At 43.2% G+C, this 16,577-nt stretch carries 17 protein-coding genes; 7 read left to right on the forward strand and 10 right to left on the reverse strand.

Annotated features, from left to right (window positions below; translation table 11 throughout):
* The first annotated feature begins 110 nt into the window (after positions 1 to 110).
* Positions 111 to 983 (forward strand): SDR family oxidoreductase, encoded by an 873-nt coding sequence (locus F0145_RS02635; protein WP_150086570.1) that lies wholly within the window; start codon positions 111 to 113, stop codon positions 981 to 983.
* Between the two features lie 74 nt (positions 984 to 1,057).
* Here the strand turns inward: F0145_RS02635 and F0145_RS02640 are convergent, their stop codons facing one another.
* Positions 1,058 to 2,785, reverse strand: a complete 1,728-nt coding sequence (locus F0145_RS02640) for a hypothetical protein (RefSeq protein WP_150086572.1) — start codon at positions 2,783 to 2,785, stop codon at positions 1,058 to 1,060.
* A gap of 299 nt (positions 2,786 to 3,084) precedes the next feature.
* On the opposite strand from F0145_RS02640, the gene F0145_RS02645 reads away from it, so the two are divergent.
* From F0145_RS02645 to F0145_RS02660, 4 genes are all read left to right on the forward strand, one after another.
* Positions 3,085 to 3,276, forward strand: a complete 192-nt coding sequence (locus tag F0145_RS02645; protein WP_146895118.1) for a cold-shock protein — start codon at positions 3,085 to 3,087, stop codon at positions 3,274 to 3,276.
* 146 nt (positions 3,277 to 3,422) lie between these two features.
* A complete protein-coding gene (locus tag F0145_RS02650; RefSeq protein WP_150086574.1) occupies positions 3,423 to 3,956 on the forward strand; it encodes a hypothetical protein in 534 nt (177 codons plus the stop codon).
* Positions 3,957 to 3,982: 26 nt separating this feature from the next.
* The gene (locus tag F0145_RS02655) at positions 3,983 to 4,474 is read left to right on the forward strand and encodes a helix-turn-helix domain-containing protein (RefSeq protein ID WP_150086576.1); all 492 of its coding nucleotides are present in this window, start codon (positions 3,983 to 3,985) and stop codon (positions 4,472 to 4,474) included.
* Entirely contained in the window at positions 4,471 to 5,016 is a 546-nt protein-coding gene (locus F0145_RS02660; RefSeq protein ID WP_223815789.1) for a transposase, read from the forward strand. Before F0145_RS02655 ends, F0145_RS02660 begins: the two co-directional genes overlap by 4 nt.
* Before the next feature lie 244 nt (positions 5,017 to 5,260).
* Here F0145_RS02660 and F0145_RS02665 read toward each other — a convergent pair whose 3' ends face one another.
* From F0145_RS02665 to rsfS, 9 genes are all read right to left on the reverse strand, one after another.
* Positions 5,261 to 6,019, reverse strand: coding sequence for an endonuclease/exonuclease/phosphatase family protein (locus tag F0145_RS02665; RefSeq protein WP_223815777.1), 759 nt, complete (start codon positions 6,017 to 6,019; stop codon positions 5,261 to 5,263).
* A 374-nt stretch (positions 6,020 to 6,393) separates the two neighbouring features.
* On the reverse strand, positions 6,394 to 6,873 hold the full coding sequence (locus F0145_RS02670; RefSeq protein WP_150086580.1) for a gliding motility lipoprotein GldH: 480 nt from the start codon (positions 6,871 to 6,873) through the stop codon (positions 6,394 to 6,396).
* Positions 6,870 to 8,213 (reverse strand): PSP1 domain-containing protein, encoded by a 1,344-nt coding sequence (locus F0145_RS02675; protein WP_190277452.1) that lies wholly within the window; start codon positions 8,211 to 8,213, stop codon positions 6,870 to 6,872. The genes F0145_RS02670 and F0145_RS02675 overlap by 4 nt, the downstream gene beginning before the upstream one ends.
* Before the next feature lie 277 nt (positions 8,214 to 8,490).
* Entirely contained in the window at positions 8,491 to 9,648 is a 1,158-nt protein-coding gene (locus F0145_RS02680; RefSeq protein ID WP_150086584.1) for a zinc-dependent alcohol dehydrogenase, read from the reverse strand.
* A 173-nt stretch (positions 9,649 to 9,821) separates the two neighbouring features.
* The gene (locus tag F0145_RS02685; RefSeq protein WP_150086586.1) at positions 9,822 to 10,634 is read right to left on the reverse strand and encodes a hypothetical protein; all 813 of its coding nucleotides are present in this window, start codon (positions 10,632 to 10,634) and stop codon (positions 9,822 to 9,824) included.
* A complete protein-coding gene (locus F0145_RS02690) occupies positions 10,624 to 11,394 on the reverse strand; it encodes a UDP-2,3-diacylglucosamine diphosphatase (RefSeq protein WP_150086587.1) in 771 nt (256 codons plus the stop codon). Before F0145_RS02690 ends, F0145_RS02685 begins: the two co-directional genes overlap by 11 nt.
* Positions 11,378 to 12,025, reverse strand: a complete 648-nt coding sequence (locus tag F0145_RS02695; protein WP_150086589.1) for a LutC/YkgG family protein — start codon at positions 12,023 to 12,025, stop codon at positions 11,378 to 11,380. The genes F0145_RS02690 and F0145_RS02695 overlap by 17 nt, the downstream gene beginning before the upstream one ends.
* 22 nt (positions 12,026 to 12,047) lie before the next feature.
* Positions 12,048 to 14,171: an ATP-dependent zinc metalloprotease FtsH gene (gene ftsH / locus F0145_RS02700; protein ID WP_150086591.1), complete on the reverse strand. Its 2,124-nt coding sequence runs from the start codon at positions 14,169 to 14,171 to the stop codon at positions 12,048 to 12,050.
* A 69-nt stretch (positions 14,172 to 14,240) separates the two neighbouring features.
* On the reverse strand, positions 14,241 to 14,612 hold the full coding sequence (rsfS, locus tag F0145_RS02705) for a ribosome silencing factor (protein ID WP_146895109.1): 372 nt from the start codon (positions 14,610 to 14,612) through the stop codon (positions 14,241 to 14,243).
* A gap of 40 nt (positions 14,613 to 14,652) precedes the next feature.
* On the opposite strand from rsfS, the gene F0145_RS02710 reads away from it, so the two are divergent.
* Positions 14,653 to 15,411, forward strand: a complete 759-nt coding sequence (locus tag F0145_RS02710; protein ID WP_223815778.1) for a biotin--[acetyl-CoA-carboxylase] ligase — start codon at positions 14,653 to 14,655, stop codon at positions 15,409 to 15,411.
* A gap of 465 nt (positions 15,412 to 15,876) precedes the next feature.
* Positions 15,877 to 16,461: a T9SS type A sorting domain-containing protein gene (locus tag F0145_RS02715; RefSeq protein ID WP_150086593.1), complete on the forward strand. Its 585-nt coding sequence runs from the start codon at positions 15,877 to 15,879 to the stop codon at positions 16,459 to 16,461.
* Positions 16,462 to 16,577 lie beyond the last annotated feature (116 nt).

Consider the following 16,577-nt stretch of genomic DNA (forward strand, 5'->3'; position numbering starts at 1 on the left):
TTTAACCGGGTAACAGATTCATTTACTGCTAAAACGCATACAAGTAAATCAGAGTATTAAAAGAAGGCTGCGCTTAAATATTGCGTACGCTTTTCCGAAAACTAACAAATATGAAAGAAACTATTTTAATTACGGCTGCCAATGGTACGGTGGGCAGCGAAACCGTTAAGATGCTGGCTGGTACGGATTTCCGGGTGCGGGCAGGCGTACATTCATTAATTAAAGGCGATCGGTTCCGGGGCTTGCCCAATGTAGAAATGGTACACCTGGATTTTCACGACCTGGAATTATTACGTGTGGCACTTACCGGTGTAACTCATGTTTTGCTGATTACGCCATTTACCCAGGACCAAGTTGAATGTGCGAAAAAAATTATTGACGCGGCTAAAGAAGCAGGGGTACATCATATTGTTCGCCTGTCGGCTAGCGGTGCCGATGCAGAACCGGGCATACAGCTAGGCCGTGAACACCGGGAAGTGGAGCAATATTTAGCAGCATCCGGCATACCCTATACTATTTTGCGCCCGTCTGGGTTTATGCAGAATTTTTTACAAAGTGCCGAGAGTATTTGCCACAAAAACAGCATTTATATGCCCTTGGGCCAAAGTAAAGTAAATTACGTAGATGCCCGCGATATTGCCGCCGTTGCCGCTACCGTTTTAACCCAACCCGGCCACGAAAGCAAAATATATGAAATTACCGGACCGGAAGCTATTTCTGTTAACGATGTAGCCCATGCGCTAACCGTAGCTACTAACCGCCTGATTGTTTACGTAGATGTACCCGAAAGTGCAGCCGCTACAACCATGCAGCAACACCACATGCCCGATTGGATGATAAACGCACTCATGGAATTATACGGAGTTCAAAAAGCCGGGTACTCCGAACATATTGCCAATACGGTTGAACAAATAACCGGCCGCCAGCCACGCTCTATTATAGATTTTGCGCAGGATTACAGCCAACGTTTTCAACCGGAATAAAGGTTAAAAATAAAACTAAATACAAAAAGGCTTCCTGAAACAGGAAGCCTTTTTGTATTTAGTTGCGCTACGGATTAATCATCGTACTCATTACTACCGCGGTACTGATTATTTCGGTCATTCCAGCGGTTATTATTATCGTCATCATCGTCATGGCGGCGCCCTGATCGGTAATTGCTTTCATAACCTTCCTGTTGGCTTCTGCCCCGGGTATAATTGTGCGTGTCGTTAAACTGGTTGCCTTGCCACCGCGATTGGTAATCATCGTGGCTGGAGTTATCGTAGCTGCCGCGGTAATTGGTTTGGCCGCCCTCCCGAGATTGCTGGTAGCCTTGGTCGTGGCCGTAATTAGAGCCGTAGTTGCTGCCGCCCTGGTTGCCATAACTGCCCTGACTACCCCGTCTATCGTTCCCGGAACGATATTCATCGTTGTAAGAGCCGCCCCGCGAGCCAAAGCCACCTTGCTGGCTATAGCCGCCTTGCCGGTCTTGTTGGTTGCCGTAGCCGCGCTGGTTACCATAATCATCGTTAAAACCGTTCATGCCACTGCCGCGGTAAGATTCGTGATGCTGCCGATCCTGATCCATGCGGCCGTAGCCACCCCGGTTGCCGCCTTGCGTGTTATCGCGGTTCCAGTCCTGATTTTGGTGCCAATCCGACTGCCGGCTTTGGGTACTTCCCTGGTAATTCTGACGATTCCAGTCTTGATTTTGCTGGCGGTTACCCCGGTCTGCGTTGTAGTCGTTCCGGTTGCCATAATCCTGGCGATTATCGGAATTGTTGCCGTAGCCGCCGCGGTAGCCGGAGCCTTCGTTAAAGTTACTCTGGCCGTAGCCGCCGCCACTTTGGTGACCGGTATGGCCAAAACCACCCCGTCCGGCCGATTGGTACCCGCTACCTTCATTATCGTAAGGTTCGTAGCCATAACTACCCCGCTGGCCACCTCTGTTTTGGTTATAATCTTCGTTGCCTTGGCTATAACTGCTTTGTCCATAGCTACCCTGATAGTCTTGGTTACCTTGACCATAGTTACTCCGCGAATCCTGTCTTCCCTGGCCGTAATTGCCCTGATAACCTTGGTTACCATAACCGCCACCACCGTAGCCACCAGATTGGTGCCCATAGCTGCCGCCCTGGTTACCCCAGCCGCCACGTTGGTCGGTGCTGAAGTTATCATAATCGTTGTAGTCGCGGTTGCCTTGGCTGCCTGATTGCCTATGTTGGTTTTGGTCGTTATCCTGGTTACTGCCTTGGTTTCGGTTAGCTGTGTTTTCCGAGTTTATTCCCATGTTGGTATTATTCTGGGCAAACTCGGTAGCTGTTCCTGGGTTTTTATTTCCAGTATCGGTAGTATTATTTTTACTAGCGTTCTCTGTTTTATTTGGAGTACTTGCTTTTGCGTCCTTATCGGTTTTGGCAGAAGCATTATTTTTGGATGTACTGCTACCAGAAACCGCACCGGTTTTAGCGCTACTTGTAGTTGTTTTAGCCGCCCCGGTACTGGTTTTGGCCGTGCTGATGCCAGTTTCTTTTTTTAGGTTAGTGCTGCTGGGATCAGTAGTAGACGAAGTCAGGCTTTTTTTAGTAGCATCTTTCGATTGGTTCTGATTTTTGTTTTCGTTGGGATTAGCACCCCAAGGATTCGTTTCCGCGCTGCTTTGTGGCGAGGTTGCTTTGTTCTGTTCATTGCTTCCTTTATTAGCTGCATTAGCCGATTCGCCGGTGTTGCCTGTTAACATATCGGTAATGGTTGAAATAACACCTTTATTTTCGCCTGTGTCATTTTTTTTGTTCTCTTCCATAGATTTATTTTTTAGGTGAATAATTTGTTAAACCAATAAGCACCTGTTCTTTCAGAAGCTTACCGGATATTAGCACAAAAAATATTTTGGTACTTAGAATATACGAGGGCTAAAGGCTTATGTTTTTGGAGGTTTAGGGCAGAATAAAGAAAATGAACGCGGGTTAGTAAAAATATTTTTATATTTTTTTTAAAATAAAGCTTATTTGGGATAACCTTATTCCGAAAGAAATGTATATTGCATCGTTAGGTTTTGAAATATTATGCCTATATTTGTCCCATTATTTATTATTAATTTTTATGAAAACAGGTAAAGTAAAATTTTTTAACGAATCTAAAGGATTCGGATTCATTGTTTCTGATGATAACAACCAAGACATCTTCGTTCACCAGTCTGGTTTAGTTCATGAGATTCGTGAGAATGACAGAGTATCTTTTGAAGTTACAGAAGGAAAAAAAGGATTGAACGCGGTTAACGTAGAAAGAATCTAATTTCTAAATATACGCTGATAGCCCGAGGCTATTGTTGTTATTTTGATCCCGTTTAGGTAATCCTAAACGGGATTTTTATTTTATACCTCTTTCATTAATTAACGCCTGTTTTCTTGAACGTTAGTGGTATCTCTTAAAAATAAAAGATGGAGAAGCTAGAAATATACCATCCAGACAAGTTTTACCCAAATCGTACATTTATCATATATTCGGCAGTGGTACTTTTACTTTTTCTAAGTTTTATTCTTCAAGAGTTAGGATTTGATCACAACACAGTCATTTTTGACACGGTAGTTTATCTGGCTTTATTTTGTTTTATAAGTGGAAATATCTTAAAGTTAATTTCTATTGGTAAGTGCAAGCCTCTTTATGGTAAGTTGAATGGCGAAATAATTTTTGAAAAAGGCAGTATTAAAATTCAAGGAGAAATAATTCCAATTGATGAGGTTCAAAAAATTGAATTTGAAGGAACAGATTGGCTAGGCCTTTATGAACAAAATAGGTTTTCTTTTGAAAATGGCCTTTCTAATGGAACAAAAAACTGGCTTATAGTTTATTTAAATGATTCTTCACAAAGAAGAATTAGATTTCAAAAATATGAAGCTTGTCAACTAATAAGGTTTAAAGAGGTCTTATTAGATTATTACGCCAATGGAAAAATTATACCAATATTAAACTAATACTGCGCTTAAGTGGTAAAAGGGTAATGCGGAGGATAAATTATGAAGAAGCGATAAAAGAATCAGTAGGGGAATTATTGATTCTAGAGAAGGAGCAGAAACAGGCTCGGCTACGGGACTGGGTGCGTTTTGTGCGTTACTTGAAAGCAGGGCAAGCGAAGACACAGCTGCAGGCCGGGGAGATGATTGGCCTGCAGCGGCGGCAGAGCCAGCAGTTATGGCAACAGTATGCTCACCATGGGCTGCCCGGTCTTCTTGTTCTTGGCTACAAAGGCGGCTGGGCAAAATTGAGTTCCACTCAGCAAGCTCGTTTGTTGCAGCGCTTAGACCAGGATGATATTGCCACCCAAGGGCAGTTACGGGACTGGCTGGAGCAGGAAATGCAGGTTACTTACTCACAACCCGGTATTTCGGTGCTGCTCGCGCGGCTGAAAGTAAAGCTTAAAACCGGCCGTCCCGTAAACGTGCGCAAAGACGTGGTAGGGGAAGCAGCTTTTAAAAAAACTTCGGCCAAATAAAAGCGCCGTACCAGGAGTCGCAGCTTTATTTCACCGATGAGATGCGCTACGGCACCCGTACCCACTCGCGCCGCCGCTGGACCAGGCAAGGGCATCGGCCAGCATGCCCGGTGAAGCTAGGTTATGAATGGGGCTACTTGTATGTGGCTATCTGTCCTTTTACCGGCGATATGTATGCCATGTTCCTTTCGCACTTGGATAAACAATGCTTTACTTACTTTCTGCAACAACTGCAGCTATACTTGCAGCAAAAAGGCATCGACCAAGCGCTCCTGATGGGCGATGGGGCAACGGCGCATACTGCCCAGCACTGGCCGCAACAACAGCTACTCCAATGGCAGAAGCTGCCGACGGCTTGTCCGGAACTCAACCCCGTGGAGCGTTTCTTTGAAGAACTACGAGCCAGCACCAGCAACAAAGTATTTGCCGATAAACAACATGTGGAAGATTATTTAGCTGACCTTATCCGCCTCCACCAGCAGCAGCCTCAACTTATCTCTAGCCTTACTCTGTTTCCCTACTTAAGCGCAGTACCTACTTAATAATGGTATTAGTTATTTGCAGATGGTTGACAACTTATGCTTAGAAACTCCTGAGGAATGGAATAATTTAAAAAGTATGAAAAAAGGAACCACTACTAACAACACCTAAACGGCAGCATCGGCTAACGCCCTCTCCGTTGTTTAGCAGAGACGTTAGAGCATAATCATTCTGGGAGCAAGCAGTTGCTTGAGCTTTTTTGCTTGTTCACAGTAAATATATTAAATGAAAAAGCTTAGGAATTACCTAAGCTTTTTCATTTAACGGTTCATCTTTAACATTATCAATTAATTCCTGGGCTTCGGCTTGCTCTTCTTGGTCAGCTTCCGGAGCATCATGTTCATCCGCATCCTGCGGCTCGTAACTCAGCCTAATTAAGATAGGAAAGTGATCTGAGCCAAAACCTCTTAACCGTTTCAGCCGAATTAACCGGAAGGCCGAATCGTAAAAAATATGGTCCAGAGAGTAACGGAAAAAAGGAATTAATGCATTATAGGTATTATAAAAGCCGCGCCCAATCCGGGGATCAAGCAACCCGCTGATTTTTCGGAATAAATTAGTGGTATGAGACCAAGCCACATCGTTCAAATCGCCGGCCACAATAGAAGCATAGCGCGAGGCTTTTGCCATACGGGCAACCTGCAGCAATTCACCTTCACGGGTATCGGTATTTTTATCGATGTGAGGTGGTTGGGGATGCACCGTAAAAAAATCGAACCGTTTACCGGTCGGCATCTCTACAATCGCATAAAACGAGGGAATACCTTCTTCTACTAAAAACCTTTTTTCCTCATTTATTAATTTAAATTTGCTGAAAAACATCATGCCGTAGGTGTTCTCCAGCGGACATTTAATACAGTAAGGATAAACCTTATCCAGTTCAGCAATTTCCTGCGCCCATTTATGATTGGGTTCGTTAATCAGCAAAATATCCGGATCATTTTCCCGCACTACCTTCAGAAACTTGCCATAACGGGTATTCGACATCCTAACGTTGGATATCATAATACTAAAGGTATTTTTAGGCGCTTCAAGATTGCTTTGTAGAGCCTCTACCGGGCATAAAATGGTAAACTTATAAAAGTGCAGTACCTCGTTTATAACAGCAAGCCCTAACAACAAAAGAAAAAACTTGTCTGGCAGCGTAGGAGCACCATACAAAAATGCGTACGTTCCTGAAATTACAACCAGAAAAAAAGCAATCTGGGGGCGGGGAAAATCCAGTATTCTAATCCACCAATAAGTTGATTTAATAAGTGGCAAAAATGAAAAAATGATCATAATTGATCCGAAAACTTCTAAAGCGAGCTTCATAGTATTTTGCCAGTCTTCATAAATGAGAATGCAATATATTTAATAAGTTAAATATAATAAAAATATTATTCTGCTACAACCACTTTAATGCCCACTGCCATTATTCCGGGCAGCGGATTTTTACGCATATATTGGGTGAGCTTTAAGGTATAAGTACCCGGCTTTTTAAAGTGTAGGTTTTTTATAGCCAAAGCCGAATGATCAAATAAATCGCCGGCACCTTTACCTAACGGTTCTCCGGTTTTTTTATCCATCAGGTACATTTCGTGCAGTTTGTTGTGCAGTTTTTGGCCGTCCGGATCAAGCAAAGTAGCGTTTACGTACAAATTATAATATTCGTAAAAAAGAGCATTCCGGATATTAAAATAAACCTGATACGATTTAGTGGTATCGGTTATCTGGAACCGGAATTCTTTTGCATCGTTAATTCGCCAATTATTACTTTCAATGTCTATATTCTGTTCGTATATGCGGTTACTGGTATCGCAAGCCGATAATGAAATGAAACCTAAGAGCGTAATAAAGTATAATAACTGCTTAATCATGAACTAACAGGTTTATCAGGACGGTTGTCGGAGCGGGGCGGACGGTTATCTCGATTATCCCTATTATCGCGGAAAGGCCGCTTGTGCTGCTTTTTCTTTTGCCCTTGTCCGCTGCCGCCATTACCCTGCGGTTTATTTTCGTTCCGGGCACCGTTCTGTTTGGGCTCATTGCTTTTTACTTCGGGTACAGCGGTTGCCACACCGGCTAAAGCAGGAGCCTGATTATTCTTATTTTTCTTCTTTTTCTTTTTCTTCGATTTAAACTTCTCGTCCAGGCGCTCCAGGTTGCCTTCTAGTTGCGCTACCAATTCTACTTTTTTCTGTTGCTCAACTTTTTCTTCTACCGTCAGCGATTCAACTACGATGCCTTTGCTATTAAGTTCCAATATTTCTTTAACGCGTTCAACCGGAGCCGGATACCAGTTATTATCGTTTTTAAAGCCAAACCACATTACCCGCTTAAATATATCGGTTTTTTGTAATATAGCATCTCCCTTTTGTAACTGTAAAGGTTTGGTAATTGTAGGAATATCTTTTAAGGCATCCAGGTAGGTTTCGAGTTCGTAGTTCAGGCAGCATTTTAAACGGCCGCACTGCCCCGATAATTTGCTGGGGTTCAGCGATAAGTTCTGGTAACGCGCTGCCGTGGTAGAAACACTTTTAAAATCGCTTAGCCAGGTAGAACAACATAACTCGCGGCCACAGGAGCCTATACCACCCAAACGGCCCGCCTCGTGACGCAAACTGATTTGGCGCATTTCTACCCGCACTTTAAATTCATCGGCGAGTTTGCGAATTAAATCCCGGAAATCTACGCGATCATCAGCGGAATAATAAAAAGTAGCTTTAGAACGATCGGCCTGGTATTCTACGTCAGATAATTTCATCTTCAGTTCCAGTTCCTGAATAATGCCGCGGGCCCGGTACATGGTGCTGCTCTCCAGGTCTTGCACCAACGCAAATTTATCCAGGTCTTTTTCGTTGGCAATCCGGTAAATATTCCGGATTTCTTCGTTGTTGTCAACCTTTTTCTTCAGCATTTGCAGGCGTACCAGTTCCCCTTTCAACGAAACATACCCCACGTGGTACCCATTGGGTACTTCTACCACCACCGGATCGCCGGTGGTTAAAACCAAATTATTGCTATTCCGGAAAAAATCTTTCCGGCCACCTTTAAAACGTACTTCTACAATATCAAATTCCTCAAACGACGTAGGTAAATCCATATCGCTGAGCCAATCGAATACATTTAACCGGTTGCAGCCTCCTGTGCTACAACCGCCGTTGCTTTTGCAACCCTTGGGGCTGCAACCGCCACTAGAACATGAATTACATCCCACAACTAATACTTCTTTATATGTTAATTCTTGTTTTCTAACTAAAAATAAGAGACAAATATACTAAAATCTCCTGCATTGGATAATATTCATTTATATTGAGATTACCCTAGCCCTAATACTACTACATTTAACGGACATTCTGCTGTTGTTAAGACAAATTTCTGTAGGAAAAAATTCGGGTGGCTTTCCTAACCCGTAACCGCTACAAACCAAAAAGAGCTGGTTCTTTGTCTGAACCAGCTCCTTTTTGGTGAGTAATAAAATAGTTATCAGTTGCTTAAGGTTTTAATACCACCTTTACGCAATTATCTTCTTTTTTCTTAAATATTTCGTAGCCTTGGGCCGCCTGGTCGAGTGGGAGCGTATGCGTAATAATATCATCCAGACGAACTTTCCCTTCCTGTACCAGTTTCATCAGGTGGTCGATATAAATTTGTACCGGCGCCTGGGTGCCCATGAGGGTAACACCTTTATCAAACCACTTATAAATCGGGAAATTATCGAAAGCCGAGCCGTAAACGCCAACCACGCTTACTACACCGCCGCGGCGCACAGCACTCAAACAAGTTTCCAAAACTTTGGCAGTTCCTTTTTCTACGTTAAATACCGCTTTGGCTTTGTCCAGAATACTGCGGTCAGCTTCCATGCCTACGGCGTCGATGCACACATCTGCGCCCCGGCCTTCGGTTCGGCTACGGATTTCTTCTACTACCTGCTCCTGGTTTTCCCATAATATTGTTTCGGAGTTGGCGGCTTGCCGGGCCATTTCGAGGCGGTATGGCTGCAAATCAATATTTATTACCCGGCCGGCTCCCATTAGCCACGCCGATTTAGCGGCCATAATGCCCACCGGACCAGCCCCAAATATAGCTACGGTTTCGCCACCTTTTATCCGGCCCCAATCAGCGGCGGCCCAACCCGTCGGGAAAATATCAGTTAAAAATAATACCTGCTCATCGGTAAGGCCATCGGGTACAATTCTTGGACCAAAATCGGCGTAAGGAACCCGCACGTATTCGGCCTGACCGCCATTGTAACCGCCGTATAAATCGGTGTAGCCAAACAAAGCCGCTCCTTTTTGGTCCATAAAGCCGCCTTCGGGGCCATAATTGGGGTTAGAGTTTTCGCATTGGGTGGGCCATTGGTGCGTACAAAAATAACAGGTACCGCAGGCAATCGGGAAAGGAACTACTACCCGGTCGCCTTTCTTTAAGTTGGTTATGCCCGAGCCCACTTCTTCTACAATGCCCATAAATTCGTGGCCCAGCACCATGTTGCGCATTTGCGGCACAAAGCCATCTAAAATATGTAAATCGGAGCCACAAATGGCCGTAGAAGTTACCCGGATAATGGCGTCGCGGCTTTCTTCTATTTTAGGGTCTTCTACATTTTCGACCCGTACATCGTTAATTTTGTGAAATACCAATGCTTTCATAGTTTTCCTTAAGTTTAATTATCAGATAATTATTTAAGCTGTGGCTTTTAGAAGAGGGGGCTAAACAGCGACAGGTAGATGCTTTAACGGGGAAAACAAGGTAAATGGTTGTTATGCTGTTGTTAAAGAAAGCAACTCAGAAAATAATTAGCAGAGGTAAAAGGGGGTGGGGCTTAATGCAGGGAATAAATATCGAAGCCGGAGGAAGTAAAAAAATAATAGAATTTTTCACCCACCAGCGCTTTAGAATAGTTTTTACCGGCAGGTAAGTTTATGGTACGGTTTTGCTGATTATATAAATTCAGAAATATTAACTGGTTTTCTTTTACATAATAAAGTTCTTCGTCTTTAAACCCAATATAATTTACCCCAGCTAAAGGCAATCTCTTTTTGTAATTGCCCATGTTGTCGAAAATATATATGCCGGAATTACGGTCTAGCATATACAAATTGTTTTGATATTCGCGCATAAACCTGATGTCGCCGGCCGATTCCGTCAGAATTTGGTTTAGTTCGGTTTTGAGCACCGCATCAGGGTATCGGATATCTACTTTACTTAGGGTAACATCGCTTTCGTTCAGCAGCCAGATACGATCATCGGCGGCCAGCGTAGCAGTTCGGATAATACCATTGGTAAAGTCGGAGAGGCGGGCCGAGGTAATAGGGGTAAGGAACCGATCGAGTAAAGTTATTTGCTGCCGGTCGTCGTAGAATAATAACGTTTTTACCATGTTCCAGGCTTCTACGTTGGCCACATGGCCGGTAGCGGGCGGCGAAAAGGTTTGTATTGCTTTACCGGTAGGGTCGAATTTATAAAGAATATTTTTGGCATCGGTTACGTAAATATTAGATAACCGATCGAGCGAAATGGCTTCTGGTTTACTAACCGGCACAGAACGGATATACGTTAACGATTGCGCTGTTGCTTTGGATGCAAATAATACAGCCGCTATCAGCAGTACCCGAAGAAGATAATTAGGCTTCAAAATATTTAAGCTTAAGCAATTGGCCATCATATTCGGCATAAGAGCAATAATTGACCCACTCTCCTAAATTAACGTACTGGCTGTTTTTATTTATTTCTAAGTCTAAGGGCAAATGCCGGTGCCCGAAAATATAGTAATCATGGTGATTATGTTTTTCCATTTCGGAGCAGTAGGTAACCAACCATTCTTCGCCAGGTTTAAACACTTCGTCTACCTGGGTATTTCGGATGCGGCTTTTCCGCGACCAATAATTAGCTACCCCAATACCCAGGTTGGGGTGAATGCGCGCAAAAAGCCACTGCGAAAGTTTACTCGCAAATATCTTTTTTAAAACTTTATAGGTGTAATCTTTCGGGCCTAGGCCATCGCCGTGACCGATGTAAAACTTTTTTTCGTTAATCTGGATGGATACGGGTTGCCGCACCACCGGAATATTTAGTTCCTTGGTAAAATAATCGAACATCCACATATCGTGGTTGCCGGTGAAAAAATAAATGGGTAAGCCGCTGTCGCTTAATTCTGCTAACTTACCTTGCAACCGGATAAACCCTTTGGGTATGGCGTGCCGGTATTCGAACCAGAAATCAAAAATATCGCCTACCAAAAACAGCATCTGGGCATCGTGCCGGATGGTATCGAGCCAGCGCACAATCTTTTTTTCCCGGGCTAAACTCGATGCGGCATCGGGCACCCCCAGGTGAAAATCAGACGCAAAATATACTTTTTTACCGGGTTCTAACTGACTAATGGAGGGTATCATCAATCAGAAATAAGACTAACTCTTTGGGACCGTGGGCGCCCATTACCAGGGTTTTCTCAATGTCGGCGGTACGGCTGGGACCGCTTACCAAAGAAAGCATCGATGGAAATTTTTTATATTTCTGCCGTACGTAAGCCAAGCCATCTTTAATATCGGGCAACAACTGCGATGCAAAAGCCAAAACTAAGTGCTTTTCGGGGTAAATGCTTAAACGGCGGCCGCTTTCGTTAGCACCACTTACCAGAATGCTGCCGGTACGGGCAATCAGGGCTTCGCAGGTAGTAAGGCTGGCTTCGGCATTTTTAATAAAGGAAGCTTCATCATCGTTAAAATCAATGCCGCCGGCTTGCAAATGGGCTTTCAATTCCGGTTCCCAGACGTACAAGTGCTCTATTTTCTTTTCCTTTTTAAATACGTAGAGGTGATCGAAAAAATTTTCGTCAGAATCGCAGTAAACAAAAGTGCCGCTGTTTCTTAAGAAAACAGTAGCAAAAGTAATAGATAAATCCTCATCGGGCAGGGGATGCACCGAGGTAGCAAAGTCGGGGGTAGAAGGCATAAAAGGCGCTGGTTTAGCCAGCGCCTCTCTTATTTTGCCTAAAATTATATCTTTAGACCTTGGTTCGTACATAAAAACTTAGTGGAAATCAGGGTTAAACATCGAACGAATAAGTAGAACCGGGCGTAGCGCCTTCGCTTTCTTTTTCAGATTCTTCTTGTTTTTCCTGTCCGTTCTGGCCTTTCTGCTTGCCGTTATCGTGCGCAACCGGAATCGGATGGGTTTCCTGTTCTACTTCACTTAGGGTTTTGCTACGGTCGGTACCGGCGGTGTGGGCCTGGTACGTAGTTAAAGCGGCAAACGGCCGCGGGCCTACCAAACGCTCTAAATCAGTCTGGAACAATATTTCTTTCTGTAGTAATTCCCGGGCTACAATTTCCAGTTTATCTAATTTATCTGTTAGCAACTGTTTTGTCCGCTCGTATGCATCCGAAATAATTTTCCGTACTTCGTTGTCAATAGTTTGGGCAGTGGCTTCGGAATAAGGCTTGGTAGTTGAATATTCGTTAGCGCCTTTAGAATCGTAATAAGAAATATTGCCAATCTTGTCGTTCATACCATACATGGTTACAATGCTGTAAGCCATTTTGGTAATCCGCTCCAGGTCACTTAAAGCACCGGTTGAGATTTTCCCGAATATAATTTCTTCGGCTGCGCGGCCACCTAAAGCCATACACATTTCATCAATTAATTGCTCGGTGGTGTACAGGAATTGTTCTTTTGGTAAATATTGGGCGTAACCCAGGGCGGCAATACCGCGCGGTACAATACTTACTTTAACCAATGGGTCGCAGTGCTCCAGGAACCAGCCCGCAATAGCGTGGCCCGCCTCGTGGTAAGCCACAATGCGTTTTTCTTCCGGCGAAATAATTTTGTTCTTCTTTTCTAAACCACCAATTACCCGGTCGATGGCATCGTTGAAGTCTTGCATTTCTACCTTTTTCTTGTCGCGGCGGGCGGCAATCAGGGCGGCTTCGTTACACACGTTAGCTATTTCGGCACCGGCAAATCCAGGGGTTTGCGCTGCTAATTTCTTAGCATCCACATCTTCGGATAAAGCCAATGGGCCCAAGTGTACTTTAAATATTTCGGTACGGCCTACAATGTCTGGTTTATCAATACTAATCTGGCGGTCGAAACGTCCTGGTCTTAAAAGGGCTGCATCCAGTGTGTCGGGGCGGTTAGTGGCCGCCAGAATAATTACCCCAGAGTCGGTGGCAAACCCGTCCATTTCTACCAGCAAAGAGTTCAGGGTATTTTCACGCTCGTCGTTACCGCCCGGCACCTGGCCCCGGCTCCGCGAACGGCCAATAGCATCAATCTCATCAATAAAAATAATACAAGGCGCTTTGGCTTTTGCTTGCTTAAACAAGTCGCGTACCCGCGCGGCACCAACCCCCACAAACATTTCCACGAAATCGGAACCCGAAAGCGAGAAGAACGGTACATCGGCTTCGCCGGCTACGGCTTTGGCTAGTAAAGTTTTACCGGTACCCGGAGGACCTACCAGCAAAGCACCTTTCGGAATTTTACCTCCCAGAATGGTAAACTTGCTTGGGTTTTTCAAAAACTCTACAATTTCCTGAATTTCTTCTTTGGCTTCTTCCAGGCCGGCTACGTCTTTAAAGGTAATTTTTACCTTGTTTTCGGCATCGAATAAAGCAGCCCGCGATTTACCAATATTAAATATTTGGCCGCCGGCACCACCGGTAGTAACCCGGCGCATTAAGAACCAGAAGCCAAATAGCATTAATAAAATAAAGCCCCAGTTCACGAAAAATTCGGAGAAGCCGGTTCTTTCTTCAATGCTGTAGCCAATGCGTTGGTCTTGCGGTACTTTCTCTTGTAGTTTGGCTAAATCTTCTTTAAAGCTTTCGCCGGAAAAGATAGGCAAGTAAAATTGCGGGCCTTGCTCCAGGGCCCAGGCGCCACGGTTAGGTACTATTTTACGGTACTTTTCATTTTCGAGGGCCGCCGGATTAAGCGTAACTTCTACAATCCGTTTGTTTACCACTACTACCAGGCGTTCTACGTCACGGCTCAGCACCATGTCTTCGAACTGCTGTTGGTTAATTTGTACGGTTGCGTTGCTGCGGTTAAAATAGGCAATCCCAAATATTAAAAACACCAATGCTGCCAGTACCCACATTTGCATAGTAGGGCGCGGCGGCGTATTAGGCATATTTATTTTCTTTTTTTTAGGCGTTTTATCTGTCATCTATTCTAAATATTCAATTAATGTAAGAACATCAGGCATGCCAAAATGTTCATTTAGATAATAGTTTTGTTATTCTTCAATGTATCGGATTGGCGCATCGCCCCAAAGTTCTTCCAAAGCATAGAATTCTCGTTTATCTTTCAGAAATATATGCACAACTACGTCCACATAATCCAGTAAGATCCATTCTTTATTTGTACGGCCTTCGCTCTGCCAAGGATTTTGATTCGTAATTTTAAAAACCTCTTCTTCCACGGCCCGCGCAATGGCATCTAATTGGGTATCGGAGTTGGCCGAACTTATGACAAAATAATCAGAAACTGCATTGTTTAAGGACTTAAGGTCAATTACGCATATATCGGAGGCCTTTTTGTCCTGCATTCCTTTTACGACCAGCTCTGCCAATATGTCCGAATTTTCCTTAATCTTCGTTTTTTTCATTTGATATAACTAAATTTGAATTACAATATTATAAAATTCTTTGCAGAAAATAGCCCCAAATACCTTATTTACAGGTAAGCAGGTAATATATTTACCACAGTGCGACTCAACTAACCGTTTTGCACAGAATCTTATTAACAAAAATGAAGCCACAGAAGGCACTGTTGTAATTACCGAATGCCAAACTCATGGGCAAGGGCAACGGGGAAATACCTGGGAAGCCGAACCCGGCAAAAATATTACCCTATCGTTAATTCTGAAGCCTGGTTTTTTGGCTATTCAGCAGCAATTTAACCTTAATATTTGTATTGCCTTAGCCGTATTAGACGTAGCCCGGCTTTACTTGCCGCCAAACCTAAAACTTAAATGGCCCAACGACTTGTATTACGAAAATAAAAAAGTTGGCGGTATTTTAATTCAAAATTCTCTCTCTGGCCAAATTATACAACATGCCGTCATCGGAATTGGTTTAAATATTAACCAGCTTTTGTTCTTGGTGCCTACGGCTATTTCTTTTGCTCAAGTTACAGGCAAGTCATTTAATTTAAACGAGCTAACCGAAAAATTACTGGAGTTTATAGAGGTGCGCTATTTGCAACTGAAAGAAGGCAGAACTGCTAAACTTCGGTTCGAATATTTACAAAACCTGTACCGCTACCAGGAGTTGCACACCTACCAGATTAACGGCAGTTTAGTTGAAGGAACCATTATTGGCATAGACGAAACCGGTCAGCTTTGTTTACAAATCGGACAGAAAATAGAATATTTTAGTTTTAAGGAGATTGCTTTTGTTATTTAGTGGCCCCATGCCGCACAAAATTTTAGGAAATTTTCTGATTGAATTTTGCCAATACTATTAACCTGCTTCTTAAATACACTGCCAAATAATATTTTACAATATACGGTTGAAAGACAGTAAGCTACTTAAAATATTGCCGGCTATAAACCGGGCGCTTTAGCAGGTGTTTGATCTTGTTTTCTGAATGGCAGATTATTCAAAAAAAGTTTCCTGGTATTTAAAATTATTTATTCTATTATTTCTGGCAGAATTTTTGCCACTTACTTTCTCTGAAAACGAGCCTTATTAACTGGTTAAGTTTTTAGCAATACAGCGTTGCTATAAATTGTATAATGTTGATAAATAACAATTTGTAGAAATTAAAATATATTATAGCTTTAATTTATTTTATTGTGTTGTTAAAAATATAGCAGTATATTTGGTCACGTTAAACTGTGTTTAATCTTACCTAAGATAAAATATGATATGAAAATTTTTACTAAAATATTCATGGCGGTTAGTCTGCTGGTAGTTTATATAACGGGTTACGGAGCTAGCCTGGCCTTCGAGCTAAAAGGCGGTGGGGTGTACTTACCTACCAGTGTTGCGGTAAATCAGAGCGATGCCGGCAACCACTTAGCCAGTTCTAGTTTTGTATCTACTTTCGATTTCGCTTCGCTTAACCGGGGCTTGGCTAAAACCCTTAAAATGCCGGAACGCTACTCTTATAGTTTTACAGCCAATGCCGCTAAAGAGCCTATGTTGGGCATGCGCATGTTAAACGCAACGGCTTCAGTAGATGGCGGGCTAACCAAACCAACGTTAAGTGTTTATCCTAATCCTACCCGGGGCATTATCGAAATTCAGTTAGACCAAGCTAAAAACGAGTCTTATAAAATAACCCTTTCGAATACCATAGGGCAGGTGGTAAAAACCATAAAGGTGCCGGAGCAGGCGCTAAGTTCCAAAATCAAGCTCGATCTTTCTACTTATCCGGCGGGCATATATTTTTACAGCCTGTTGGTAAACGACAAAATGGTAGAAACGAAACGTTTAATTCTGCAACAATAAATACCCGTATTTTTACGATATAAGATAGCCGGCCCAAATAAGCCGGCTATTTTTTTAATTAATTTTTGGGCGCTTCTTGTATAAGAGGTAATTTTCTTAATTTCGGGGATTATTTC

The organism is Adhaeribacter rhizoryzae, from assembly GCF_008629685.1.
GTDB classification, from domain to species: Bacteria; Bacteroidota; Bacteroidia; order Cytophagales; family Hymenobacteraceae; genus Adhaeribacter; species Adhaeribacter rhizoryzae.